Origin of the sequence: Rhodococcus sp. WB1 (genome assembly GCF_001700945.1) — a bacterium.
Classification (GTDB): domain Bacteria; phylum Actinomycetota; class Actinomycetes; order Mycobacteriales; family Mycobacteriaceae; genus Rhodococcus; species Rhodococcus aetherivorans.
Map to the genome: position 1 here is coordinate 457,216 of NZ_CP015529.1, position 23,586 is coordinate 480,801.

The window sequence follows — 23,586 nt, forward strand, 5'->3', positions numbered from 1 at the left end:
CCCGGACGCCGCGCCGGTCAGGGGTGGAGCGTGGTACGCAGCAGCAGCACGTTGTAGTTCTGGTGCACGGTCGTGAGGAAGTACAGGTCCGGACCCGACGACCACGGGTGGATGTACGCGCCGTACGCCGTCGGCAGCTCCCGGGTGTCGACGACGACCTCCGGCGCGCTCCACGGGCCGGTGGGCGACGGGGCGCGGCGCAGCACCACGGAGTTGTGGCCGTCGGTGGTCAGCAGCACGAACTGCCCGAGGTAGTCGTTCCACTGCACCGACAGCTCGGCCGCGCCGCCCGCCATCACCGGGCGGGCCGCATTCACGTCGCGCACCCACGCGCCGCCGTCCCAGTACTCGTACGCCGCGAGATCGAGCATCTGCAGTTCCGGCACGCGCGCCAGGTGCACCAGGCCGCCGCGGCCGGGCGGCGTTCCGTACTGATAGACGAACCCGCCGTGCCGGACGAAGGCGCCCATCTGAAAGTTCCGGTTCCCGCCGACGCTCGGCCGCTCGGTCTGCGGCGCCACCGTCCAGTTCTCCCCGTTGTCGTGGGAGAAGGCCAGCCCCGAGAAGTTGGTCTCCCACGAGCCGGCCTGCCCCCAGTTCTTCACCGACATCAAGCTCAGGAACTGGGTGTCGCCGACGGCGATCCCTGCGGTGGGGATCCGGCTGATCTCCACGAACGGGATCTTCGGGCTCGGTACGAGTTCCTTCGCCTGACCGAAGAAGTCACGGGCCGCGCTGTCGAACGTCATTCCGTCCGTGAGGTTGCGGTCCGAGCTGCGGAACAGCGCGCTGCTGCGCCAGGCCCAGATGCTGCCCGAGAGAAGGTTGGGCAGCCCGAGGCCCGCCGTGTCGCCGAACGCGGTCAGCACCTGGCCGCGGCCGTTGTCCCACATGACGCCGAGGTCGGTGCCGAGCACGTTCATGTCCTGCGTGCGGTTGGTGCTGAGCATCCCGGTCTGCTGCGCCACCACCTGGGTGCGGCCGCGCAGCTCCGGCAGGCCGTTGACCCCGTTGAGTCCCGGGATGGGATTGATCGCGTTCGGGTTCGCCGCCACAGTGCCCGCGAACGGAACCACCGTCACGGCGGCACAGGTCAGCGCAAGGACTCCGAGGCGGGCGGAAGCACGTCGGTAACCCCCATTACGTGTGTGCACGGCCACAGACGGTAACAGGAGGTGGCAGTAGTCACACGCGGTCCCGGGCCCGTCGGCGTGTCCCGGCGGCCCGCGCGCAAGGGCCGTGGCCGACGGGTCGGCTCCGCTACGATTCGCGCGCGCGTTACCGTGTCAGGAACGCGATGCACTGACAGCCAGTGCACGAAGAAGAGGAGTTCGCCTGATGGGTGCACAGATCGCCGGTCCCGCCCCGCTGCGGAACACCGCACTGCTCGGGCTGGGCGTGCACCGCCCCGAGCGGATCGTGACCAACCACGAGATCTGTCAGCAGATCGACTCGAGCGACGAGTGGATCCAGTCCCGTTCCGGCATCAAGGAGCGGCGCTTCGCGGAGGACACCGGCGAGACCGTCCTCGACATGGCGATCTCCGCGGGCCGCAAGGCGCTCGAGGCCGCCGGCATCACCGGCGACCGGCTCGGCGCCGTCATCGTGGCGACCTCGACCTACCCGTACCAGACCCCGCAGTCCGCCGCGCTGGTCGCCGACGCCCTCGGCACCGGCGGCGCCGCCGCCCTCGACATCTCCGCAGGCTGCGCCGGCTTCTGCTACGCCCTCGGCGTCGCCTCCGACCTGGTGCGCGCGGGCACCGAGGACTACGCGCTCGTCATCGGCGTCGAGCGGATGAGCGACACCACCGAGCCCACCGATCGCTCGGTGCGGTTCATCTTCGGCGACGGCGCCGGCGCCGTGGTCGTCGGCCCGTCCGACGAGGTGGGCATCGGCCCCACCGTGTGGGGATCGGACGGCTCGCAGGCCGACGCCATCCGCCAGGAACCCGACTGGGTGAACTTCGCGAACAACCCCGATCAGAAGCGGCCCTGGATCATCATGGAGGGCACCGCGGTGTTCCGCTGGGCGGCCTTCGAGATGGGCAAGATCGCCCGGCAGATCGCCGACAAGGCCGGTGTCGAGCTCGCCGCCCTCGACGCGTTCGTCCCGCACCAGGCCAACCTGCGCATCAACGACGTCATCGTCCGCCAGCTCGACCTGCCGGAGACGGTCGCCGTCGCCGACGACATCATCGAGACGGGCAACACCTCCGCCGCCTCCATCCCCCTCGCGATGGAGAAGATGCTGCGCACCGGTCAGGTCCAGCCGGGTGGGCTCGGCCTGCTGCTCGCCTTCGGTGCCGGCCTGTCCTACGCGGGACAGGTCGTGAAGATGCCGCCGCTCGCGCAGTAGTGGCCGCGGCGAACTCCGCCGGCCGCCGGCGCTGGTTGTGGTTGCTCGCCTACGTGCTCGCCTTCGTCGCGTTCGTCGTCCTCCAGCAGACGTACGGCGGCGACGAGGCGGGTCCCGGCGGGTCCACGTCGGCGCCCGCGCCGGCCCCGTCGTCGGCCGCCGCCGCCGAGGCGGTCGAACTGCTGAAGAGCCTCGCCGTGCGGGAACCGGACCCGTCCGGCGGTTACGACCGCGCCCTGTTCGGGCCGGCATGGACCGACGACGTGACCGTCGCGGGCGGGCGCAACGGCTGCGACACGCGCAACGACGTCCTGAAGCGGGATCTCGTGAACATCAAGCTGGCGCCGGTGACGAAGGAGTGCACCGTCGAGGCGGGGACCCTGTACGACCCGTACACGGGGCGGGAGATCTACTTCCGGCGCGGCGTCGACACGTCGTCGGCGGTGCAGATCGATCACGTCGTCGCCCTGTCGGACGCGTGGCAGAAGGGTGCGCGGCTGCTCGATGCGCAGGCCCGCAAGAACCTCGCGAACGATCCCCGGAACCTGCAGGCCGTCGATGGGCCCACGAACCAGGGCAAGGGCGACAAGGACGCGGCGCAGTGGCTGCCCCCGAACTCGGAGTACCGCTGCACCTACGTCTCCCGGCAGATCGAGGTGAAGGCGGAGTACGGCCTGTGGATCACGCCGGACGAGAGGGACGCGATGGCCGGCGTCCTGGCCACCTGCTGACGGCCGGGCCTCAGGCGCGGCGGTGCGCGAGGTGCTTGCGGACCGCCGTCACCACCCCGACCGCCGAGGCGACGATCACCACGATGCACACGATGCCGACCGCCAGGTTCAGCTGAGCCGTCAGGTCGGAGCCCGTGCGCTCGCGCAGGTCGGAAAGGAACTGCGGCGAGAAGTACGGCCGGTGCACGAGCACGGCCGTGGCCACCGCGACGGCGAGCAGATCGGAGACCACCGACAGCGCGGTGACGGCCGTCGTCCAGCTGCGCACGACCAGCGCCACGCTCGCCGAGACCACCCACAGCGCCGCGACGGCCATCATCGCCGGCACCAGCCGGTCGGTGAAGCTGGGGTCGAGGGCTTCGTACCCGGCACCGAAGAACGACGGCGCGAGCGACGGGGACAGGCTCGCCACCCCGATCAGCACGACCACCGCGAACACCAGTTCCGCGACCGCCTCGCCGACGGGGATCTCCCGGCCGTGCGGCACCGCCGGGAGGTCGTCCGGGTCCCACCGGCCGAGGTCCGTGCCGGCGGGCGCGGTGCGCTCGAGCACCGCGAAGACGACGGTCACCCAGAACGCGGCGTACACACCGCCGGTCAGGGCCGCGTCGATCGCGTCCCACACGACGTCGGCGGTGTCGAGGGGCGCGGCCGCGGGAGCGGTGGCCTCGGTCAGGGCGCCGAGCAGGGTCAGTCCGCCGAGCACCGCCGCCACGACCCCGACGACGGGCCACAGCACCCGTAGGTAGGTGTCGTAGAGCCGGGGACCGATCAGGTGCCGCGGGGCGCCCCGGTAGGTGCGGGCGAGATCCTCCGGGGAGCCGAGGCCGGCGAGCACCTCACGCACGTCGCGGTCGGCGGCGGCGTCGTCGATGCGCCGGCGCAGTTCGGCGGCCACGTCGTCGCGCCGGGACCGCGGCAGGTGGACGAGGACGGCGTGCAGGTACCGGTCGACGAGTTCCCCGTCGGTGAGGCGGGTGGACATCTCGGTGTTCCTTCCGTTCGGTCCCGGCCTGCATGTGCGGCCGGGCGGGGCGACCCGCGCCGACCGGGACCGGGCGGTACTGTGCCGGTACACAGTATTGGGCAGGACCTGCGAGGGTGTGGGGAAGCGCGATGACGGCCGAGCCGCTCGACGAGTACTTCACCGCCACCGTCCGCGGCTGGAGCGCCGGCCGTGCCATGGCCGGACAGGTACCGGACGAGCTGGTGCTGCGCTGTTTCGACGCCCAACTGCAGTCCCGTCACCTCGACTTCGCGGCCCGGGAGATGCAGCGGCGCGGTGCCGGGTTCTACACCATCGGCTCGGCCGGGCACGAGGCGAACGCCGCCCTGGGCCTGCTGTCCCGGGTCACCGATCCGGCACTGCTGCACTACCGGTCGGGGGCCTTCTATGCCGCGCGGGCGGCCCGGGTGCCGGGCACGACGCCGGTGCGGGACGTGCTCGCCGGCTGCACCGCCTCGACGCTGGACCCGATCTCCGGCGGCCGGCACAAGGTGTTCGGCAACGCCGAGTTGAACATTCTCCCGCAGACCTCGACGATCGCCTCCCATCTGCCGCGCGCGGTGGGGACGGCGTTCGCCCTCGCCCGCGCGGCCCGGCTGGGCCTGCAGTGCCCGTGGCCCGCGGACTCGGTGGTGCTGTGCAGCTTCGGGGACGCCTCGGCGAACCATTCCACCGCGGTCGGGGCGCTCAACGCGGCCGCCTACTGCGCGTACCGGGGGCTGCCGCTGCCGCTGCTGTTCGTGTGCGAGGACAACGGGTTCGGCATCAGCGTCCGGACGCCGGAGGGCTGGGCGGAACGCACCCTCTCGTCGTATCCGGGGGTGAGCTACCGCGCGGCCGACGGCGCGGACCCGGTCGGCGTGCTCACCGCCGTCGCGGACCTGCTCGTCGCCGTCCGCACCTCCCGCGCACCGGCCGTGCTGCACCTGAAGACGGTGCGGTTCCTCGGCCACGCCGGCTCCGACGCCGAGACCGCGTACCGCACCCGCGAGGAGATCGCCGCCGACTACGTCCGGGATCCGTTGCTGGCCACCGCGCGTACTCTGGTCGACCGCGGAACACTTTCCTCCGCAAGGATTCTCGAACGATACGAGGAGATGCGTTCCGTCGTCGCCGCCGAGATGGAGGCGCTCGCGACCGCCCCGCGGCTGGTATCGGCCGCCGAGGTGATGCGGCCGCTGCACGCGCACGGTCGCCGGCGGGTTCCGGACGAGCCGGGGCTCCCGTCGCCGGAGCCCCGCACGCTCGCCCAGGCGGTGAACGCCGCGCTCACAGGGATTCTCGAGGCGATACCGGAGTCGTTCGTGTTCGGTGAGGACGTGGCGGACAAGGGCGGGGTGTACGGGCTCACGCGCGGTCTGCTCCGCCGATTCGGGCCGCACCGCGTCTTCGACACGATCCTGGACGAGCAGACGATCCTCGGTACGGCACTGGGTTTCGCGGTGGCGGGCCTGCTGCCGATTCCGGAGATCCAATACCTGGCCTACCTGCACAACGCCGAGGACCAGTTGCGCGGCGAGGCGGCGAGTCTGATGTTCTTCTCCGACGGCCGCTTCCGCAACCCGATGGTGGTGCGCATCGCCGGCCTCGCCTACCAGCGCGGCTTCGGTGGGCACTTCCACAACGACAACTCCGTCGCGGTGCTGCGCGACATTCCCGGTCTGGTGCTCGCGGTGCCGAGCCGTCCGTCGGTTGCGGGGGCGCTGCTGCGCAGCTGCGTGCACCTCGCGCGCAGTGAGGGCCGGGTGTGCGTGTTCCTCGAGCCGATCGCGCTGTACCACGAGCGCGACCTGTACGACGAGGGCGACGGGCTGTGGCAGGAGCCGCCCGATTCCGTTGCGGTACAGCCGGGCTCGGTGCGGGTATACGGTACGGGCGACGACGTGCTCATCGTGACGTTCGGCAACGGCGTCCGGATGAGCCTGCGCGCGGCCCGTCGGCTGTCGGCGCGCGGCGTGGAGGCCGCCGTGCTGGACCTGCAGTGGCTGGCGCCGCTGCCGCTGGCGGAACTGCTGGCGTGCGCGCAGTCCTTCCCGCGCGTGCTGGTGGTGGACGAGACGCGGCGCAGCGGCGGGGTGTCGGAGGCGGTGGTCACCGCACTGGTGGACGCGGGCTACCGGGGCCGGATCTCGCGGGTCACCAGCCGCGACAGTTTCGTGCCGCTCGGCCCGGCGGCGGCCGAGGTGCTGCTGTCCGAGGACGACGTCGTCAGCGCGGCGACGGAGTAGAGGCGCGGTCGCGGTCGTCTCCTGGTCGCCGCCGTCGCGCAGCTCGACGGCCTCGCGCCCCGCCCGGCAGGGACGAAGGTCCCGGGAAGCGGGGACCTTCACCGGGCAGGAATACCCGGAGGGGTACTTGAAGAGTCCCGGGCCCGGGTCTACAGTCGTCGTTGAATACCCCACCGGGTATCAAGGGGCGTGGAGGCCCAGCCCGCGTCCGCGCCTGCGTCACGGACGGAAAGGACTGTTCACATGTCGCTCCATTCAGGCAACGGTGCCGCGCGACATCGAGTACTCGTCGTCGGAGGTGGCACGGCCGGAATCGCGACCGCTGCGCGCCTGCGCCGGGCCGGCGTCACCGACATCGCGGTGATCGAGCCCTCCGACGAGCACTGGTACCAGCCCCTGTGGACGCTCGTCGGCGGCGGACAGGCGTCGCTGGACGAGACCCGCCGAGCCGAGGAGAAGCTGATCCCCAAGGGCGTCCGGTGGATCCGGGCCGCCGCGACCGCCGTCGACCCCGGCGCGCAGACCGTCACGACCGACCGCGGGACCGTCGTCGGCTACGACTACCTTGTGCTGGCCACCGGCCTGCAACTCGACTGGGACGGCGTGCCGGGCCTCGCCGAGGCCGTCGGGCACGGTGCCGTCTCGAGCAACTACTCCTCGCAGTACGCCCCCTACACGTGGGAGCTGATCCGGAACATGCGCTCCGGCACGGCGATCTTCACCCAGCCCGCCGGCCCCATCAAGTGCGCCGGCGCGCCGCAGAAGATCGCCTACATCGCCTCCGACTACTGGCGGCGGCAGGGCCTGCTGGACGGGATCCGCGTCATGCTCGTCCTGCCCGGCGACTCGATGTTCGGCATCCCGTCCTGGCGACAGACCCTCGAGGGGGTCGCCGCGAAGTACGGCATCGAGGTGCGCCTGAGCTCGGAGATGACCGCGCTCGACGGATCGTCGCGCAAGGCGACGATCGTGAACAACGCCACCGGCACCGAGGAAGTCGTCGGGTTCGACATGCTCCACGCCGTGCCCCCGCAGCGCGCGCCCGGCTGGGTCGCGGCGAGCCCGCTCGCCAACCCGGCGAGTCCCTTCGGCTACGTCGAGGTCGACAAGCACACGCTCCAGCACCGCCGGTATCCCAACGTGTTCGCACTCGGTGACGTCGCGGACCTGCCGACGTCGAAGACCGGCGCGGCGGTCCGCAAGCAGGCGCCCGTCCTCGTCGCCAACCTGGTCGCCGAGATGCGCGGCGTCGGCAAGCGCAAGAGCTACGACGGGTACTCGTCCTGCCCGTTCGTCACCGCCCGGGACAGGATGATGCTCGCGGAGTTCGACTACGAGCTCAACCCGTCTCCGAGCATCCCGGTCATCGACACCACCAAGGATCGCCGCGACATGTGGCTGCTCAAGCGCTACGGCCTGCCGGCCATGTACTGGCACGGGATGGTCAAGGGCCGCGTCTGAGTCACCGGAGGCGGCGCAGCGCGATCGGTTGCCCGTCCGACGGGTACGGAAGTGATGTGAAGTTCAGCGGCGCAACGTAATCGGACGGAACGTGCCACCGGTACCCGAGCAGCAGGTGGTGCAGCACCGTCTTGATCTCGGCGCCGGAGAAGTACATGCCCAGGCAGCGGTGCTCTCCGGCGCCGAACGGCGTCCACGCGAACTTGTGCACGCGGTCCTCGCGTCGTTCCGGTGCGAAGCGACCGGGATCGAACTTCTCCGGTTCCGGCCACAACTCGGGCATGTGGTGGCTGTAGTGCAGCCCGACGTTGATCAGGGTGCCGCGCGGCACGAAGTGGCCCAGGATCTCGGTGTCGGCGGTGGTGTACCGGACGATGCCGGGTACCGGGGTCACGATCCGCTGGCACTCCTTGATCACCAGGTCCAGGCTCGTGAGCGATTCGAGGTCCGCCAGGGTCGGGGTCGTCGTACCGAGTGCCTGCGACTCCTCCCGGCACAGTTGCTGCCACTGGGGGAACTGGCCGAGGTACTGCAGCACGGTGGACAGCGTGATGGTCGAGGTGTCGTGCGCAGCCATCATCAGGAAGATCATGTGGTTGACGACGTCCTCGTCCGAGAATCGCTCGCCGTCCTCGGATTCCACGTGACACAGCGCGGTGAACAGGTCGTCGCCGTCGCCGGCGCGACGGGCCGGCAGGTAACGCCGGAAGAACTCCTCGAGCCGGCGGCGGCCCACCACGCCACGGCGCCAGCGGGTTCCGGGCAGGGGATAGCGCACGATCGCCGTGGCCGCCTGCACGCACCCGATGAACGCCTTGTTCACCTCGGCCATCTCGGTGGCCGACGATCCCTCGGCACCGCCCATGAAGATCGACGTGGCGAGCCCGAGGGTGAGGTCCTTCAGTGCCGGGTAGGCGCGGAAATCCTCGCTCGGTGTCCACGAGTCGAGGGCCTGTGCGATCGCGGGCTGCATCGAGTCCGTGTAGCGGGCCAGGCGGTCCCGGGTGAAGGCCTGCTGCATGATCCGGCGGTGCGTGCGGTGCTCGTCGCCGTCGAGCAGCATCAGGCCGCGGTCGAAGAACGGGCCGATGAGGGTCCGCCAGCCCGGACCGTTCGCGAGGGCCCGGTCGCGGTTCTGCAGCGCGGCGCCGCAGGCGTCGGGTCCGAGCAGCACCACCCAGGGCCGGCCCGCGAACCGGAACCAGGACACCGGCCCGTGTTCGCGGTATCGCCGGTCGTAGGCCCTCAGCGGGTTGCGCATGTAGTCGAGGGCGTACCCGACGTAGGGCAGGCCGGCGTCCCCGGGTACCGCGGTCAGGCCGGGCGGGGAGGGCGCGAGCACTTTCGTCATGAGGTCTCCGATTCGTCGGACCGTATCTGACATGAAGCTCTGTCAATTGACAGTAGCGTGGATCACAGGCGGCGATCTGTCAAGATTCGACTATGGGCAGGCCCAGTCGTCAGTACCGCGGAAAGAGCGCCGAGCAGCGCACCGCCGACCGCCGTGAGCAGTTGCTCGCGGCCGGCCTGACGGTGTTCGGCCGCGAGGGCGGTGACCGTGCCACCATGACCGCGATCTGCCAGGAGGCCGGGCTCACCGAGCGGTACTTCTACGAGAGCTTCTCCGGCCGGGACGAGCTGCTCGTGTGCGTCGTCGAGCGGATCGCCGACGAGATCCGCGAGCGCGCGCTGACGGCACTCGCCGAATCCGAGCGCGGCCCCGAGGAGCGGGCCCGCGCCGCCATCGCCGCGTTCGTCGCGGTCCTCACCGACGATCCGCGCAAGGGCCGGGTCGCCGTCGTCGAGTCCGCGGCCGCCGAGCCCTTGCGCACCCGTCGCCGGGAACTGCTGCGCCAGTTCGCGGACCTCGTCGCGATCGAATCCCGCGAGCTGTGGGGCGACCGCGCGCTGCAGCCGCCCCACGACCAGATCGCCGCGCTGCTGTTCGTCGGGGGCCTCGCCGAGCTCATGACCGCGTGGCTCGGCGGCGAGATCGACGTGACCCCCGATCAGATCGTCGAGGCGGCGACTCGCCAGTACACGTTCACCGCCCACCGCTGAGGCTGTCGTCGCGCTCGGGCCGCGCCGCGCGGCGCCGGCTGCCCGGCAGCCGCCACACGGGTTCGAGCGCCGCGGTCTCCTCGGCTGTGGCCACCCGGAACGGCGGGGTCGCGGGCGCCGCGAGGCTGCGACGGCCCTGGCCGCGCGTGGCGCGCAGGCTCGCGACGATCGACACGGTCAGGATCGTGGCGACGACGGCGAGCGAGATCGGTGTCGGCACGTAGAACACGTCGATCTTCAGCAGCATCTTGACGCCGACCCACATCAGCACCAGCGCCAGCCCGATCTTCAGGTACACGAAGCGGTGGATCAGGTCGGCGAGCAGGAAGTACATCGCTCGCAGGCCCAGCACCGCGAACGCGTTGGCGGTGAAGACGAGGAACGGCACGTCCGTGACCGCGAAGATCGCGGGGATCGAGTCGACCGCGAAGACGATGTCGGTGATCTCGATGAGCACCAGCACCGCGAGCAGGGGGGTGGCCAGCAGCGCACCACCGCGGCGGACGAGGAACTTCTGTCCGTGGTAGGCGTCGGTCATCGGTACGTGGCGGCGGAACAGCCGCAGCGCGCGGGACTTCTCGGGGTCGAGGTGCTCGTCGCGCTGCCGGATCATCCGGTAGCCGGTGTAGAGCAGGAACGCCGCGAACAGGTAGAGGATCCAGCCGAAGCTCGCGATGAGGACCGAGCCCGCCGCGATGAACAGACCCCGGAACACCAGGGCGCCGAGCACACCGAGGAACAGGACCCGGTGCTGGTACTCACGCGGCACGGCGAAGTACGTCAGGATGATCGCCCAGACGAAGACGTTGTCGACGGCGAGCGACTTCTCGATCAGGTAGCCGGAGAAGTACTGCTGGCCGAACTCCGAGCCGTACTGCCACCAGATCAGCGCGCCGAATCCGACGCCGGTGCCGACCCAGAACAGCGACCAGCCTGCGGCCTCGCGCACGCCGATCACGTGCGCGCGGCGGTGCGCGAACAGATCCACCGCCAGCATCGCCACGATCGCGGCGAGTACCGCCGCCCACAACCACAACGGAACGGTCATCGGGACCACCTCTCAGCCTCGAAACGGCCGAAAGTCTTTCCCGGCTCGAACCGAGCCCGCTCCGCCGGGGGGCCGGCGGACGGCCCCCGAGTTGACGACGAAGCGCGGAGGGATACTCCCTTTCGCGAACTGTAATTAGTGAATAGTATTTCCGGTTAGCTGTCAAGGGATCGGGAGGTAGGGGCCGGTGAGCAGCTCGATCGCGTGACCGGCCGGGTCCCTGAAATAGACCCCGCGCCCGCCGTGCCCCGTGTTCGTTTCGCCGGGGCGGCGCATCTGCGGATCGGCCCAGTGCTCGATGCCGGCGTCGCACAGCCGCCGATACGCCCGGTCGAAGAGGTCGTCGTCGACCATGAACGCGTAGTGCTGCATCTGGATCTCCACCGGGGGCTCGGCGAACTGCAGCAGTACGCCGTCGTCGAGCTGGATGTTGGTGAACGGGCCCCAGGACGGTGCTTCCGACAGTTCCAGCAGTTCACGGAAGAACCGCGCCGACTCGTTGCGGTCCACGCTCAGACCTCCACCGGGTCGCCGATCCGTGAGTGGCGTAGTGCCGGCCCGGTGTTCACCCGGCGAACCCTACCCGGGGCCGCCCGGGCGCACCAGGGATGCGGCCGCGGCCCGAGCGCGAAGCGCGATACCGGAAACCGCGGTGCCCTATGGTGTGCGGGTGACCTCCTCCGCCCGCCCCGGAACGCCGCCCGCCGGCGACGAGGACCGTGCCCGGGGCTGGACGTTCCTGACCAACCACGCGCACGTACTGCTGTGTGTCGCCGGAGGCGGACAGCCCACCGTCCGCGAACTCGCGCAGCGGATCGGGATCACCGAGCGGTCCGTGCAGACGATCCTCGCCGACCTGGTCGACGGCGGCTACCTGACCCGCACCCGCGCGGGCCGCCGCAACCTCTACTCGGTGAATCCGGCCGGGCGCCTCCGTCATCCGCTCGAATCCGCACACACCGTCGGCGAGCTGATCGACGCGCTGCGCTGAGCGCGGGGCCCGTCGCCGGGGATGCCCGGCCCGCGCTGTCACGGACACCTGCGTCGTGTGACCGCAGCCACGTGGCATGCTGGCGCCTATGATCGACGTCGAACGTCCCAAGCTGGAAGGTTCCGTCGCGGTCGGGGGCGGCCGCCGGATCGGCTTCGCCGAGTTCGGATCGGCCCAGGGCCGGGCGGTGTTCTGGCTGCACGGCACCCCCGGGGCGCGTCGGCAGATCCCCGTCGAGGCACGCAGCTACGCCGAGCGCGAGCACGTACGGCTCATCGGCCTCGACCGCCCCGGCATCGGCTCGTCGAGTCCGCACCGCTACGAGAACGTCCTCGCCTTCGCGGACGACCTGCGCATCGTCGCGGACACTCTCGGCGTGGACCGGATGGCGGTCGTCGGACTCTCCGGCGGCGGCCCCTACACCCTCGCCGCGGCGCATGCGATGCCCGAGCGGGTCGTGGCCGCCGCGGTGCTCGGGGGCGTTGCGCCCGTCGTCGGGCCCGACGCGATCAGCGGCGGCCTGATGCGGTTGGGCACAATGGTCGCGCCGCTGCTCACCGTCTGGGGTGTCCCCATCGGCATGGGCGTGACGTCGATGATCCGGGTCGTGCGGCCGTTCGCGTCGCCGCTCATCGACATGTACGGGTGGCTCTCGCCCGAGGCCGACCGGCAGTTGCTGGCCCGCCCCGAGTTCAAGGCGATGTTCCTCGACGATCTGCTCAACGGCAGCCGCAAGCAGATGGCCGCGCCCTTCGCCGATATCGTGGCGTTCGCCCGGGACTGGGGTTTCCGTCTCGAGGACGTCAAGGTGCCGGTCCGGTGGTGGCACGGCGACACGGACCACATCGTCCCCATGGAACACGGCCTGCATGTGGTGGGCCGGCTGCCCGACGCCCAGTTCCACCACCTGCCCGGCGAGAGCCACCTCGGCGGCCTGGGCGTGTCCGAGGACATCCTCTCGACCATCCTGCGGATCTGGGACGACGCCGACCGCTGACTCCGCGGTGGCCGAATGTCACACAGGTTCGATCACATTGAACGCGTGTCACATTCGGCCGAGGCGGGGCGCACGGCGCCGGAGAGGGCATGATGTCCGGATGGACACCGGCGTCGAAGCGGACGGGTGGGCCACCCGCTGGGTGGAGCCGCTCGCCGACCTCGCCGCCGGCACGACGACCGCCCTGGTCCCGGACGTGATCGTCACCGCGCTCGCTCTGGGCCTGACGCACCGATACGTCGGACGCACCGTCGCGACGGACGTGCACGGCGTGCCGGTGCGGGCGACGGTGCGGTCGGTGCAGGTGCGCCGTCGCCGCGCGCACCTGCAGTCCCGGGTCGAGCTCGCGGCGGTCGACTGGGGCGGGCGCCGGGTGGACGAGGTGACCGTGGTGGCGCACGGGGTGCGTGTCGTCCCCGGGCTCCGCACCCGGCTCAGCGCACACCGCCTCGACGTGCACGGCACCAGCGGCGTCGGCACCGTGCTCGACTGGCTCAACTCCCTCGGCCACGCCTGGGTTCTCGCCCTCGACCGCGACGGATCGATCCGCGCGACGCATCGCCGCCGCCGGCTCACCGCGCTCGTCGACGTCACCGTCACGGACGGCGTGGCCCGGATCGAGCTGGGCGACGCCCGCTGCTACGGCGTGCCGGTGCCGGGACGGCTGCTCCCACCACGCGACGTCGCGCTGCCACCCCTGCCCGGCGGTGCCGGGAGCGTCTGCGCCGCGCGCGAGGGTCACCTCGTCCGGTTCGCGATGCAGGTGCCGGCCGTGTCGTACGCGTTCGACCCGCTCGGCGCGTGAGGGTCCGGGGGGCTCACAGCCACCGGCGCGGCGGCTTCTTCACCCACATGATCTTCTCGTCCGCGGCGGTGGGGGCGGCTGCGGGATGGCCGGGATGCTGCGCGGCCCACGCCGACTTCTCGGTGAGCAGCCGCGCGACGAGCGCCCACGTCTCCATCGTGCGCGGCGGGTGCGCTCCGGCGGCCCGGGCCAGCTTCCGGCGCACGTCGTCGCTCAGGGCCAGCAGCTCGTCCGCGGTGATGCCGCGATTCCAGGCGAACCGGGCGAGGACGAGCGCCTTCTCCCGCCGATTGCGGGCTGCCTCGTCGGTGTGCGCGAAGTCCTCGTCGGTAGCCATGCCCTACAGAATTGGTCGCCGGCCGGGTCGTTGACAACCCACCGCGCGCGGCTCACGCTCGGAGCAGGCGCACGCGCGGCCCGGGGGAGGACGAAATGCCGGTGACTCCGATGGATCTCCCGGACGGCACACCCGCGGACGTGCGGGTGCGCGCGGCGTCCGCCCCCCGGGTACCGGTGTCGGATCCGGCGCTCGGCCGCGACGTGCGGGTCGACACCAAGGGGGTGCCCCCGCACCGGCTCGTCGCGATCGGCGACTCGGTGCTGCAGGGGTTCCAGAGCGGCGCCGTCTTCCACACCGACGTCTCGGTCCCCGCGATCGTCGCCCACGAACTCGGCTGGCTCCGCCGGTTCCGCTACCCGCGCTACGGCGGTCCGGGCGGGTTGCCGCTCAACATCGAGCTGCTCCTGCGCGATCTCGAGCGACGCTTCGGGCCGTCGGTGAACATGTGGGAGACCCCGCTCGCGCTGTTCGCCGTCCGCGCGTTCATGGACCAGGTGGAGGACTACTGGGAGCGCGGGCCCGGTCGGGAGCCGCCGCTGCCGGCGGCATACCAGCACAACCTGTCCTGTTTCGGCTGGGACCTGCGCGACGCCCTGAGCAAGACGGCCGCGACGTGCGAGGCGGCGATCGCCGCACCGAACGACGACCTGCTCGACCAGATCGTGCAGAACAACGGGGAGCGCGCCGCGTTGCGGGTGTATCCGCGCTGGAGCGACGGGGCGAAGGCGATGACGTTGTTCGACGCGGCCGCGGCGCTCGGCGACGACCACGACGACACGACCGAGTCCGGGATCGAGACGCTGGTGGTGTTCCTCGGCTCCAACAACGCGCTCGGCACGGTCACAGACCTGCGCATCGCATGGAGCGGTCCGGACTTTCGCGACCTCACCGCGAAGGACGCCTACACCATCTGGCGGCCCGAGCACTTCGCGGCCGAGTTCGCGGAGGTGGTCGAGCGGGTGACGGCGATCCGGGCGCGGCACGTCGTGTGGTGCACGATTCCCCACGTCACCATCGCGCCGATCGCGAAGGGACTCGGACGCAAGATGGAACCGGGGTCGCCCTATTTCCCGTACTACACCCGGCCGTGGATCGAGGAGGCGCGGTTCGACCCGGCTCAGGACGAGCACATCACGGGTGCCGGCGCGTACGCGGTGGACGTCGCGATCGACCTGTACAACGACCGCATCGAGCAGTCGGTCGCCGACGCTCGTTCCGGGGTGCACGGCCCGGCCCGGGACTGGTATCTGCTGGACGTGGCCGGCCTGCTCGAGCGCCTCGCATCGCGGCGCTTCGTCACCGATGTCGGTGCCCGCCCGGCGTGGTGGACCCCGTACCCGCTCCCGTCCGCACTCGCCGCGCTCGACCCCGTGCCGGACTCGCGGTTCCTGACGGCCGACGGTCGTGGGGGCCGGGCCGCGGGCGGGCTGTTCTCCCTCGACGGCGTGCATCCGACGACGGTCGCGAACGGGATCCTCGCGCAGGAGCTGATCAACGTGATGCGCCGCGCCGGGGTGCAGTTCCACCACGGCAACGGCGGGGTGCGCCCGGATCCGGTGACCGTGGACTTCGAGCGGTTGATCCGCAGGGACACCCTGGTACGGACGCCGCCGGGGAACATCGACTCGACGCTCGGCATCCTCGCGTGGGCGGACGAGATCGGTGACCTCGTCCGGCGCACGCTGAGCATCCGCTTCCGGTGATCAGTTCTCGGCGGGGGCGGTCCTCCGGTCGAGCAGCGGGCCCCACAGTTCGGCCGCGACGGTGTGGGCGCGCCGGTGTCCGTGGACGGTACGTCGGAGTCCCTGGACGGTGCCGGGACCGGTGGCCAGGTCGGTGAGGGCTTCGCACAGGTCGACGATGTCGACGTGGAAGCGCATCGAGGCGTCGAGCAGTTCGTCGAACGCCTGGTCCTCGGTGTAGGAACGGCCCCTTGCGGAGCGGAGAAGAGCCTGCGCGGTGTCGAGTGCCGTCAGGCGTCGTACCGCGGGGATGTCACGGTGTGCTTCGATCGTCAATTGTCCGCCTCTGAGGTGTCGCCACTGGGCGTGTGTCAACTCGTTGTAGTGCGGGTACCCCGCCGGTTCGGCAGTTACCCGAGTTTGTGTCCTCCGTCACAGTACGAGGACTGTGCCGTCGTGTCCACCGTACCCGTGTTTGCCCAGCGCAGGCCGGTGAGTCGGTGCGGTGCCCCCGGGCGTTCCGTCTTCGATGTCCGAATTCCCCGGAGCGGCAGAGAGATCCGACGCCGTGTATGTTGCGCGCCGGTCAGGCCGGAGGCGCCGGGCGGTGATCGAGGAACCAGTCCCGCGCTTGCTGTGCCACGACCTCGAGCGTGCCGGGTTCCTCGAACAGGTGCGTCGCCCCGCGCACGATCCGCAGTTCGTGTTCGCACCGCATGGCCGCGGCGGCCTGCCGGTTCAGTTCGATCACCATGCGATCCAGGCCGCCGACCAGCATGAGCGTGGGGGCGCGGACCCGGCCGAGCCGGGGCATCGCCAGATCGGGTCGCCCGCCGCGGGAGACGACGGCGGCGATCTCCCGGTCCGGATCGGCGGCGGCCCACAGCGCCGCGGCGGCGCCGGTGCTGGCCCCGAAGTAGCCGATCCACTCGGCTTCCGCGCGGACGAGATCGGTCACCTCGCCGAGCCGGCTCGCGAGCAGTTCGATGTCGAAGACGAGGGCGCGGTCGCCCTCCTCGCCGGCGGTCAGCAGGTCGAACAGCAACGTGCCCAGGCCGGCGGCGTTCAGTTCCCCGGCGACGTACCGGTTGCGCGGGCTGAACCGGCTGCTGCCGCTGCCGTGCACGAAGATCACCAGGCCGTCCGATCCGGCGGGGACGGTCAGGGTGCCGGCCAGGCTCACGTCGCGAAGCTCCAGCTCGACGTCCCGGCCGCCGGAATCGACGCCGCGCTCGCGCCGGCTGTCGGCGGTGCTCATCGGGTCCGGCTCAGGCCAGGGTGACGGTGCGGGTGTGCGAGCGGACCGCGGCCTGCAGGTCCTGGCGCGAGAGGGTGTGCGGACCGCACGCGCAGCGCGCGGGCACGTCGTCGTCCTCGAACTGGGTCGCCTCGAGGGTGTCGACGAACTCGGACCCGAGGGATCCGCCGTGGTGCGCGGTCTCGGACCGGTCGCGATTGCCGTGCGCCGTCGGACCACCGCCGGCGACGAGCACCGGCCCCTCCGGGGTGCGGTAGACGGTGGCGACGTTGTGGCTGGCGGGGCACTTCACGCGTACGAGGGCGTGGTCGCTGCGCTGGCTGCCCAACGAATCCACGGCAGCACGAGCCATCCGGCGGCGGTCTGTGGGAAGGAGGTCGGGGATGTTCATGGGACCTATTGCACACCCGATCGCGGCCGGATCGAGGGCTTTCGCGAGCAACGGGCCCGATTCGCCCGTTGCGCTACCAGTGCTCGGGTGTGGCCACTGTGGCGGGCAGCCGGGTACGTGCGTCGCCCCGGGCGGAATCGACCTGTGACTGGACGAGGAACAGGCATCCGGTGAGGTCGGCGCCGCGCAGGTCGGCGTCCCTCAGGTCGGCGCCGATGAGGTCGGCCCGGCGCAGGTCCGCCTCGCGCAGGTCCGCGGCGACGAGGAGGGCGCCGCGCAGGTTCGCACCGTGCAGGTCGGCGCGCCGGAGCTTCGCGCCGAGCAGGTCCGCGCCGCGGCGGTTCTTCCTCCGGCCGGGCACGGCGGCCCGGGCGAGTTCGCTCGCGCGCAACAGCAGGGCATTGATCTCCTGCCGGTGCGCCGCGACGTCGAGTCCGGCGAGGGCGTCGGCGTCGCCGCGGGTCAGCCGGTCGGTCGCGGCACGCGCACCGCGCAGGTCCGCGCGGAGCGGCCCGGAGGTGGGCAGGGACACCGCCTCGTCGAGATACCAGAGCAGCTCGTGCAGTTGGCGCACGACGGGAAAGACGTCGAACATCCGCCGGGCGGTCTGCGGCGCGCGACGCCAGTCCGCGCCGCCGAACGTGACCTGTGAGACCTTCTGGCCGGCGCCGAAACAGTCGTAGACGGTGCACCCGGTGAACCCCTTGCGCCGCAGGTCCCGGTGGATGCCGCAGCGGAAGTCGTCCCGCAGGTTCGGGCAGGGCCGGCCCGCCTCCTTGTCGATCGCGAAATCGGTCGACGCGGCGAAAGGCAGAGCCACACAACACAAACCGAAGCAACTGCCGCAGTCGGCCAGAAGGTCCGGACGGGGAGGGCGGCGGTCCGTCTCGGACAAGGCTCACGTTCCTTTCGGTGGGCGGGGGCGCAGCCGGTGGCCGGCCGAGCCTAGCCCGGCCCGCCCTCCGGGGCCCGCGGTGGGCGGCCCGAGGGGCCGGGCGGTGGCCGCCACGACGGGTCACGCCCGCTGAGTCCGATCAGACGATCGAGGTCCGGGGCGTCGTCGGGAACCGCGACCGCCGGCCCGAAGAGCCCGCCGGACGCGCGTTCCTCGTCGGTGGTCGCGGCGACGAACGACAGGCACGCGGCCAGCGCGGCGGGATCGCAGGAGAACCTCCGGCCGCTGGCGGTGGCGATGTCCCAGCCGTGGATCACGAGTTCGTCGAGCGCCACGATCCCCGCGACGTGACCGGGCAGATCGATGCCGCCGGCCTGGGTGGTTCCGGTCCATGCGCCGGGATCGCGCCACGCCTCGGCGAGGGCGAGGACCTGCCCGGGGATCCTGGTGCGCCAGTCGTCGCCGAGCCGGGACGCGTCGGCGGACGGTCCCTGCCCGGTGTGGTCGCCGACGGCTTTCCCGGCGGCGGCGGTGAATGCCAGGGACAGCCCGCCCACGTGATCCACCAGGTCCCCGATTGTGGTGCCGGCGCACGGGGTGGGACGGGCGAGTTGTTCGTGCGTGAGCGCGCCGACGAGCCGTGCCATCTCGTGGGCGGCCGGTGCCAGGTCGAGGATCTCGGTCATGAGCGTTCCTTCCGGCGGCGGTGTGCTCATGGTGCCGCACCGGTCCGACAGGTTCGGCCGGCCGTTCCGGACGTCTCGACGCGACGAGAAAATCTACAGTCGAAACAGTAGACTTTCGGCATCGAGGCCGATAACATCGAGGACGTCAACGCGAAGGATCCGGAAGAGGGGCAACCGACGGGTTGCCGGGGAAGTTGCAGAGGGGGCGGAGCCGCACTCGGTTCTGCGGCTCCGCCCCGACGACGCGACGGGCGGACTCTGCGGAGGCCGACCACGTCGCCACCGGAGAGCAGAGCGAGAGGCTGGTGATGCGTATCCCTCGGGATTGCGAACTCATGTATGTCATTTCCTCGTGCCGGTCGAGGCCGGCACTGTCGTAACCGTCACGAACCCCGGCGCCCCATGTGCCGGGGTTCCCTCTCGTAGCAACGAAGGGCACGTGGATCCCACACCCGACCGCGCTCCCGCGGTCACCAACGAACTCGACAACGACGACTACCCCGCCTTCAGCATGGGTCGCGCCGCTGCGGCGCTCGGGGTCACTCCTGCCTTCCTCCGCAGTCTGGACGACACGGGCCTCGTGGTGCCGCACCGTTCCGGGGGCGGTCACCGCCGCTACTCCCGGAACCAGCTCCGGCTCGTCGCGCGGGTGCGGGAACTGGTCGACAGCGGCACCGCGGTGGACGCGGCGTGCCGGATCGTCTACCTCGAGGATCAGCTCGCCGAAGCGCGAAGTCGCATTCCGAGCAAGTGAGGCACCCGGGTTCGGGTGGCGGGATGTGAACGCAGACACGCCTCCGCGCCGCAGGGGCTACCCCTCGTATAGTCCCGGCGGCGCGGAGGTGCTGTGACCTCGGGCCTGCCGCGCGAACACCCCTCCGCGTGCTCGACGGCCGACCCTGTTCATTTGTTTCATTTGTTTCCCGACTGCCTGACACCTTACCATAAACCGGTCGATCGGTTTGTTGGATTCGAAGAATTCATCCGAGCGACCGACGGGGGACGAAAGCCGTTCCCGGCGTCCGATCCAGTCACTGGACACGGGCGTGCTCCGATTCGTCCGGGTCGTCTATAGTCCCTCGATAAAAGCAGTCCGGCCGGTTTGCAATGAAAGAAGCGACAATGACCGTGGATGCGGACGCAGTGCCCCGGAACAGTCCCGTCCTCGGTTTCGAGTCGACGGTGCCCAGGCGGTACGTCCACCGGCAATCGGTGTCGGAGGTGTTCCTGACGGACTGCACGTCCGCCGGCGCCGACCATCGATTCCTGCTCGGCGCGCAGTGGCCACGGCTGCACGGCTTCTACCGGACCGAAACCGGCCGATACGACACCATGCTGATCGCCGAGACCCTGCGCCAGACGGCGATCTACTTGGGGCACACGCAATATCGCGTTCCCCTCGGTCATCCGTTCGTCATGCAGACCCTGCGGGTGGACGCGGCGGTGCAGGCGCTCGCCATCGGTACCGGCGCCGCGGAGGTCGTCCTCGACGCCTGCCTGGAGGACCCGGTGTACCGCGGCGGGCTGCTGTCCCAGTTCGATCTGACGGTGGTGTTCGTCGTCGGCGGACGGCAGGTGGGCACCGGACAGGGAGTGGCGAACGTCCTCACCCCGGACGACTACCAGCGGCTGCGCTGGAACGGCACCGGCCCGCGCACGATCGGGGATCCCGTCTGCCCCCCGGCGATTCCCCCCGCCGTCGTCGGGCAGTCCCGGCCACTGGACGTCGTGCTCGGTCCGCAGTACGCCGAGAACCGCTGGCGCCTGCGGGTCGACGATCGTCATCCGGTCCTGTTCGACCACCCCAGCGATCACGTTCCCGGCATGCTCGTCCTCGAGGCGTTCCGGCAGAGCGCCCGCGCCGCATGCGGCCGCCCACACGCCGACGTCGACCTCATCGAGGCCGCCTACCACCGGTTCGTCGAACTGGACGAGCGGGCGAACGTGGTGGCGCGGATCGATCCGCACGATCCGTGGACCGTGCGGACCTCGGTCGAGCAGTGGGGCGAGGCGCTGGCGACCGGCACGGTGCGGCTCGCACCGGATCGGTCACGATGCTGACCGCCGCGTGGCGTTCAGTCGGCGGGCGGCGTCCAGCGGGCCCGACGGATCCGCGGGATCTCACCGTGGCGGTCTGCGGGCATTACGGCGGGCAGCAACAGGATCCACATCTCGTCGAGGCGCTGTTCGAGATCCTGCCGGTGGGTGAGGACGTTGGACACGAGCTGGACGCCGTTGTAGGCGGAGATCACGAACCGGGCCAGCATGGCCGCGTCGATCGTGTCGAGGATGTCGCCCTGGGCGATCGCCTGCTCGGTGAGCTTCTCGCAGGCGGCGATCCAGTCCAGGTACGGGCCGGTGGGACCGTCGGTGGCGCTGAGTTCGAGCGTCAGGCGGATGCCGGCCCGCACGATCGGCTCGTCGATCATCTGCCGCGCCATCTCGTGCGAGAGCATCACGATCTGCTCGAGTGCGGAAATGTCGAGGCCCGCGATGGCCTCGACCGCGGCGATCGAGATGCGATGCTGCTCCTCGATGACGACTTGGGCGAGTTCGTCCTTCGACCGGAAGTGGAAGTAGAGGGCGCCCTTGGTGATGCCCGAGCTCTCGACGATCGCGCCGAGGCTCGCGCCCTCGTAGCCCGACCGTTCGAAGTTCTCGGCCGCGCCGAGAACGATCTGCTGCCTGGTCGCCACCGCCCGCGCTTGCTGAGCCATCCGTCCTCACTCCGTTCCCACCCTGTGTTCCGACGAGGTGCATCGTGACGAACCCCATCGGGTTTCCCCCACCCGGCCGAATGGTACCCACAGTAATGGACCGCCGCCGCGACGAAGGTTCGTCGCAACCCCTGCGAATCGCGCTGATCGGCGCCACCGGCTTCGTCGGGGGCGCCGTGCTCGCGGCGCTCACGGCGTCCGGCGTGCCCTGCACGGCCGTCGCGCGACGGCCGGACGAGCTGCCCCCCGCCGCGACGCGGAGGGCCGCGGCGGACCTGACCGAACCGTCGTCCCTGGACGCCGTGGTCGCCGCCGCCGACGTGATCGTGCACGCCGCCTCCTACACCGGATCGGACCCGCAGACGTGCGACGCGGTGAACCGTGCCGGGACCGGGAACCTCCTGGCCGCGGCGGCCCGGCAGCACCGGCCGCACGTGATCTACGTCAGCACGATCGGGGTCTACGGTCCCGGCCCGCACCGCGGTGTCGACGAGGATGCCGTCGTGCCGAATCCGGTCTCGGTGCTCAGCGAGAGCCGGCTCGCGGCCGAACTGGCCGTGCGTGATTACGGCGGCACCGTGGTGCGGGCCGCCTTCGTCTACGGGCCCGGAGACCGCTGGTTCGTGCCCGGCATCGCGCAGATCCTCACTCGCCTCGGCGCCTGGGTCGAGGACGGCCGCCCCCTGCTGTCGGTGATCTCGGTCGGTGATCTCGGCCGCCTGATCGCGGCACTCGCGGTCCGCGGCACCCGCCCCGGCTCCGGCGGCGATGTCCTGCACGCCGCCCACCCGGATCCGGTGAGTGTGCGGGCCCTCGCGTCGGCCTTCGCCCGCGACGCCGGATTCGACCTGCCCCGCACCAGTCTCGGGTACGACGAGGCCGTGGCCGTCGCGCCGGAGCGGGGACTGACCGAGCGGCACATAGATCTCGCCGGCCACGACCACTACTACGACGCGGCGCGCATCTGGCGGGAGACCGGGCTGCGGGTGCCGCCCCCTGGCTTCGGTCCATAGGGGCCCTCCCGGCGCGCGGGCTCGGTCCCGTTCCCGGCCACCGGGAACGACCGGGGCGCCTCGGGGCGCGGCAGCTACCGTCGCGACGGTGACCACCGTTCCGGCTTCGAGTAGTACGTCGCATCCCCTGCTGTCCGGAAGAACGGCGATCGTCACCGGAGGGGCGAACGGCATCGGCGCGGCCGTCGTCCGGCTGTTCGCCGAGCACGGTGCCGGCGTCGTCCTCGTCGACACCGATCGTGGGGCGGCCGAGCGGCTGGCCGCCCGAATTCCCGGCGTGGTGCCGATCGTCGGCGACGCCGCGGACCCGGCCGTCGCGACGGAGGCCGCGAGCCATGCCCCGGACGTACTCGTCAACAACGTCGGTGACTTCCTCCGCCCGTCGACGCCCTTCGCGGAGGCCGACGAATCCGAATGGGAGGCCCTGGCCCGCGCCAATCTCGACCACGCCCTGCGGATGACCCGCGCCGTCCTTCCGGGCATGATCGACCGCGGCCGGGGCGGCTCCGTCGTCAACGTCACCACGGTCGAGGCGCACCGCGGCATTCCCGGGCACGTCGTGTACGGCACGTACAAGGCCGGGCTGCGGCACTTCACCCGCAGTCTCGCCGTCGAGGTCGGCCGGCACGGCATCCGGGTGAACGCGATCGCGCCCGACCTGATCGCGACGCCGCAGGTGCCGTACGAGCGGCTCGTGCCGGAGGCGGACCGGCACCGCTGGCCGGGGTGGGCGCCGCTGGGCGGCCCGGGCCGCCCCGAGGACGTCGCCGGACCGGCCCTGTTCCTCGCCTCCGACCTCTCCCGCTACGTCACGGGGTCCACCGTTCACGTCGACGGTGGCAGCCTCGCGGCCGGCGGCTGGTTCCCGCGCGCCGACGGCTCGTGGACCAATCGTCCCCTGTCGCCCTGACCGGATCC

At 71.2% G+C, this 23,586-nt stretch carries 25 protein-coding genes; 13 read left to right on the forward strand and 12 right to left on the reverse strand.

All coding sequences use genetic code 11. The annotated features are described in order from the left end of the window. Window positions 1–17: 17 nt before the first annotated feature. The gene (locus A4U64_RS02160; protein WP_006931652.1) at window positions 18–1,082 is read right to left on the reverse strand and encodes a DUF4185 domain-containing protein; all 1,065 of its coding nucleotides are present in this window, start codon (window positions 1,080–1,082) and stop codon (window positions 18–20) included. Window positions 1,083–1,338: 256 nt separating this feature from the next. Between A4U64_RS02160 and A4U64_RS02165 the strand changes: the two genes are divergently transcribed. Both A4U64_RS02165 and A4U64_RS02170 read left to right on the forward strand, forming a co-directional pair. Next, on the forward strand, window positions 1,339–2,358 hold the full coding sequence (locus A4U64_RS02165) for a beta-ketoacyl-ACP synthase III (RefSeq protein WP_006931650.1): 1,020 nt from the start codon (window positions 1,339–1,341) through the stop codon (window positions 2,356–2,358). Further along, window positions 2,358–3,089 (forward strand): HNH endonuclease family protein, encoded by a 732-nt coding sequence (locus tag A4U64_RS02170; RefSeq protein ID WP_006931648.1) that lies wholly within the window; start codon window positions 2,358–2,360, stop codon window positions 3,087–3,089. Before A4U64_RS02165 ends, A4U64_RS02170 begins: the two co-directional genes overlap by 1 nt. 10 nt (window positions 3,090–3,099) lie before the next feature. Here the strand turns inward: A4U64_RS02170 and A4U64_RS02175 are convergent, their stop codons facing one another. After that, entirely contained in the window at window positions 3,100–4,074 is a 975-nt protein-coding gene (locus tag A4U64_RS02175; RefSeq protein ID WP_029546026.1) for an HAAS signaling domain-containing protein, read from the reverse strand. Window positions 4,075–4,205: 131 nt separating this feature from the next. On the opposite strand from A4U64_RS02175, the gene A4U64_RS02180 reads away from it, so the two are divergent. Continuing rightward, the gene (locus tag A4U64_RS02180; protein WP_198163368.1) at window positions 4,206–6,323 is read left to right on the forward strand and encodes a thiamine pyrophosphate-dependent enzyme; all 2,118 of its coding nucleotides are present in this window, start codon (window positions 4,206–4,208) and stop codon (window positions 6,321–6,323) included. Between the two features lie 243 nt (window positions 6,324–6,566). Beyond that, on the forward strand, window positions 6,567–7,784 hold the full coding sequence (locus A4U64_RS02185) for an NAD(P)/FAD-dependent oxidoreductase (protein WP_029546022.1): 1,218 nt from the start codon (window positions 6,567–6,569) through the stop codon (window positions 7,782–7,784). A gap of 1 nt (window position 7,785) precedes the next feature. Here the strand turns inward: A4U64_RS02185 and A4U64_RS02190 are convergent, their stop codons facing one another. Then, window positions 7,786–9,135 carry a cytochrome P450 gene (locus A4U64_RS02190; protein WP_029546020.1) on the reverse strand — a complete coding sequence of 450 codons (1,350 nt, stop codon included), beginning with the start codon at window positions 9,133–9,135 and terminating at the stop codon, window positions 7,786–7,788. A 92-nt stretch (window positions 9,136–9,227) separates the two neighbouring features. Here A4U64_RS02190 and A4U64_RS02195 point away from each other — a divergent pair, with 92 nt between their 5' ends. Continuing rightward, window positions 9,228–9,845, forward strand: a complete 618-nt coding sequence (locus A4U64_RS02195; RefSeq protein ID WP_029546018.1) for a TetR/AcrR family transcriptional regulator — start codon at window positions 9,228–9,230, stop codon at window positions 9,843–9,845. Here A4U64_RS02195 and A4U64_RS02200 read toward each other — a convergent pair. Both A4U64_RS02200 and A4U64_RS02205 read right to left on the reverse strand, forming a co-directional pair. Then, on the reverse strand, window positions 9,829–10,893 hold the full coding sequence (locus A4U64_RS02200; RefSeq protein ID WP_006931632.1) for a TerC family protein: 1,065 nt from the start codon (window positions 10,891–10,893) through the stop codon (window positions 9,829–9,831). The genes A4U64_RS02195 and A4U64_RS02200 overlap by 17 nt on opposite strands. Before the next feature lie 162 nt (window positions 10,894–11,055). Then, the gene (locus A4U64_RS02205) at window positions 11,056–11,403 is read right to left on the reverse strand and encodes a VOC family protein (protein ID WP_198163370.1); all 348 of its coding nucleotides are present in this window, start codon (window positions 11,401–11,403) and stop codon (window positions 11,056–11,058) included. A gap of 160 nt (window positions 11,404–11,563) precedes the next feature. Between A4U64_RS02205 and A4U64_RS02210 the strand changes: the two genes are divergently transcribed. From A4U64_RS02210 to A4U64_RS02220, 3 genes are all read left to right on the forward strand, one after another. Then, entirely contained in the window at window positions 11,564–11,884 is a 321-nt protein-coding gene (locus A4U64_RS02210; protein ID WP_029546012.1) for a helix-turn-helix transcriptional regulator, read from the forward strand. 76 nt (window positions 11,885–11,960) lie between these two features. Continuing rightward, window positions 11,961–12,881 carry an alpha/beta fold hydrolase gene (locus A4U64_RS02215; protein WP_037201162.1) on the forward strand — a complete coding sequence of 307 codons (921 nt, stop codon included), beginning with the start codon at window positions 11,961–11,963 and terminating at the stop codon, window positions 12,879–12,881. A 100-nt stretch (window positions 12,882–12,981) separates the two neighbouring features. Next, a complete protein-coding gene (locus A4U64_RS02220; RefSeq protein WP_232334152.1) occupies window positions 12,982–13,686 on the forward strand; it encodes a hypothetical protein in 705 nt (234 codons plus the stop codon). 13 nt (window positions 13,687–13,699) lie between these two features. On the opposite strand, the gene A4U64_RS02225 is transcribed toward A4U64_RS02220, so the two are convergent. Beyond that, complete coding sequence (locus A4U64_RS02225; RefSeq protein ID WP_006931622.1) at window positions 13,700–14,023, reverse strand: hypothetical protein; 324 nt, start codon at window positions 14,021–14,023, stop codon at window positions 13,700–13,702. A 95-nt stretch (window positions 14,024–14,118) separates the two neighbouring features. Between A4U64_RS02225 and A4U64_RS02230 the strand changes: the two genes are divergently transcribed. Continuing rightward, window positions 14,119–15,729, forward strand: a complete 1,611-nt coding sequence (locus A4U64_RS02230) for a hypothetical protein (protein WP_065922090.1) — start codon at window positions 14,119–14,121, stop codon at window positions 15,727–15,729. On the opposite strand, the gene A4U64_RS02235 is transcribed toward A4U64_RS02230, so the two are convergent. The 5 genes from A4U64_RS02235 to A4U64_RS02255 form a co-directional block, all read right to left on the reverse strand. Then, window positions 15,730–16,044 (reverse strand): ANTAR domain-containing protein, encoded by a 315-nt coding sequence (locus A4U64_RS02235; RefSeq protein ID WP_006931619.1) that lies wholly within the window; start codon window positions 16,042–16,044, stop codon window positions 15,730–15,732. 250 nt (window positions 16,045–16,294) lie between these two features. Next, window positions 16,295–16,966, reverse strand: a complete 672-nt coding sequence (locus A4U64_RS02240) for a dienelactone hydrolase family protein (protein WP_043798665.1) — start codon at window positions 16,964–16,966, stop codon at window positions 16,295–16,297. A gap of 10 nt (window positions 16,967–16,976) precedes the next feature. Then, the gene (locus A4U64_RS02245; protein ID WP_230304533.1) at window positions 16,977–17,318 is read right to left on the reverse strand and encodes a hypothetical protein; all 342 of its coding nucleotides are present in this window, start codon (window positions 17,316–17,318) and stop codon (window positions 16,977–16,979) included. Window positions 17,319–17,430: 112 nt separating this feature from the next. After that, entirely contained in the window at window positions 17,431–18,177 is a 747-nt protein-coding gene (locus A4U64_RS02250; protein WP_006931611.1) for a pentapeptide repeat-containing protein, read from the reverse strand. 125 nt (window positions 18,178–18,302) lie between these two features. Continuing rightward, on the reverse strand, window positions 18,303–18,938 hold the full coding sequence (locus A4U64_RS02255; protein ID WP_006931609.1) for a TIGR03086 family metal-binding protein: 636 nt from the start codon (window positions 18,936–18,938) through the stop codon (window positions 18,303–18,305). Window positions 18,939–19,377: 439 nt separating this feature from the next. Here A4U64_RS02255 and A4U64_RS02260 point away from each other — a divergent pair, with 439 nt between their 5' ends. Together A4U64_RS02260 and A4U64_RS02265 are read left to right on the forward strand one after the other, a co-directional pair. Then, window positions 19,378–19,692, forward strand: a complete 315-nt coding sequence (locus A4U64_RS02260; protein WP_029545995.1) for a helix-turn-helix domain-containing protein — start codon at window positions 19,378–19,380, stop codon at window positions 19,690–19,692. A 368-nt stretch (window positions 19,693–20,060) separates the two neighbouring features. Further along, window positions 20,061–20,999 carry a ScbA/BarX family gamma-butyrolactone biosynthesis protein gene (locus tag A4U64_RS02265; RefSeq protein WP_029545993.1) on the forward strand — a complete coding sequence of 313 codons (939 nt, stop codon included), beginning with the start codon at window positions 20,061–20,063 and terminating at the stop codon, window positions 20,997–20,999. A 14-nt stretch (window positions 21,000–21,013) separates the two neighbouring features. On the opposite strand, the gene A4U64_RS02270 is transcribed toward A4U64_RS02265, so the two are convergent. Next, on the reverse strand, window positions 21,014–21,655 hold the full coding sequence (locus tag A4U64_RS02270) for a ScbR family autoregulator-binding transcription factor (protein ID WP_006931603.1): 642 nt from the start codon (window positions 21,653–21,655) through the stop codon (window positions 21,014–21,016). 95 nt (window positions 21,656–21,750) lie between these two features. Between A4U64_RS02270 and A4U64_RS02275 the strand changes: the two genes are divergently transcribed. Further along, complete coding sequence (locus A4U64_RS02275) at window positions 21,751–22,668, forward strand: NAD-dependent epimerase/dehydratase family protein (protein ID WP_051359213.1); 918 nt, start codon at window positions 21,751–21,753, stop codon at window positions 22,666–22,668. Window positions 22,669–22,756: 88 nt separating this feature from the next. After that, window positions 22,757–23,578, forward strand: a complete 822-nt coding sequence (locus A4U64_RS02280; protein ID WP_006931599.1) for an SDR family NAD(P)-dependent oxidoreductase — start codon at window positions 22,757–22,759, stop codon at window positions 23,576–23,578. Window positions 23,579–23,586 lie beyond the last annotated feature (8 nt).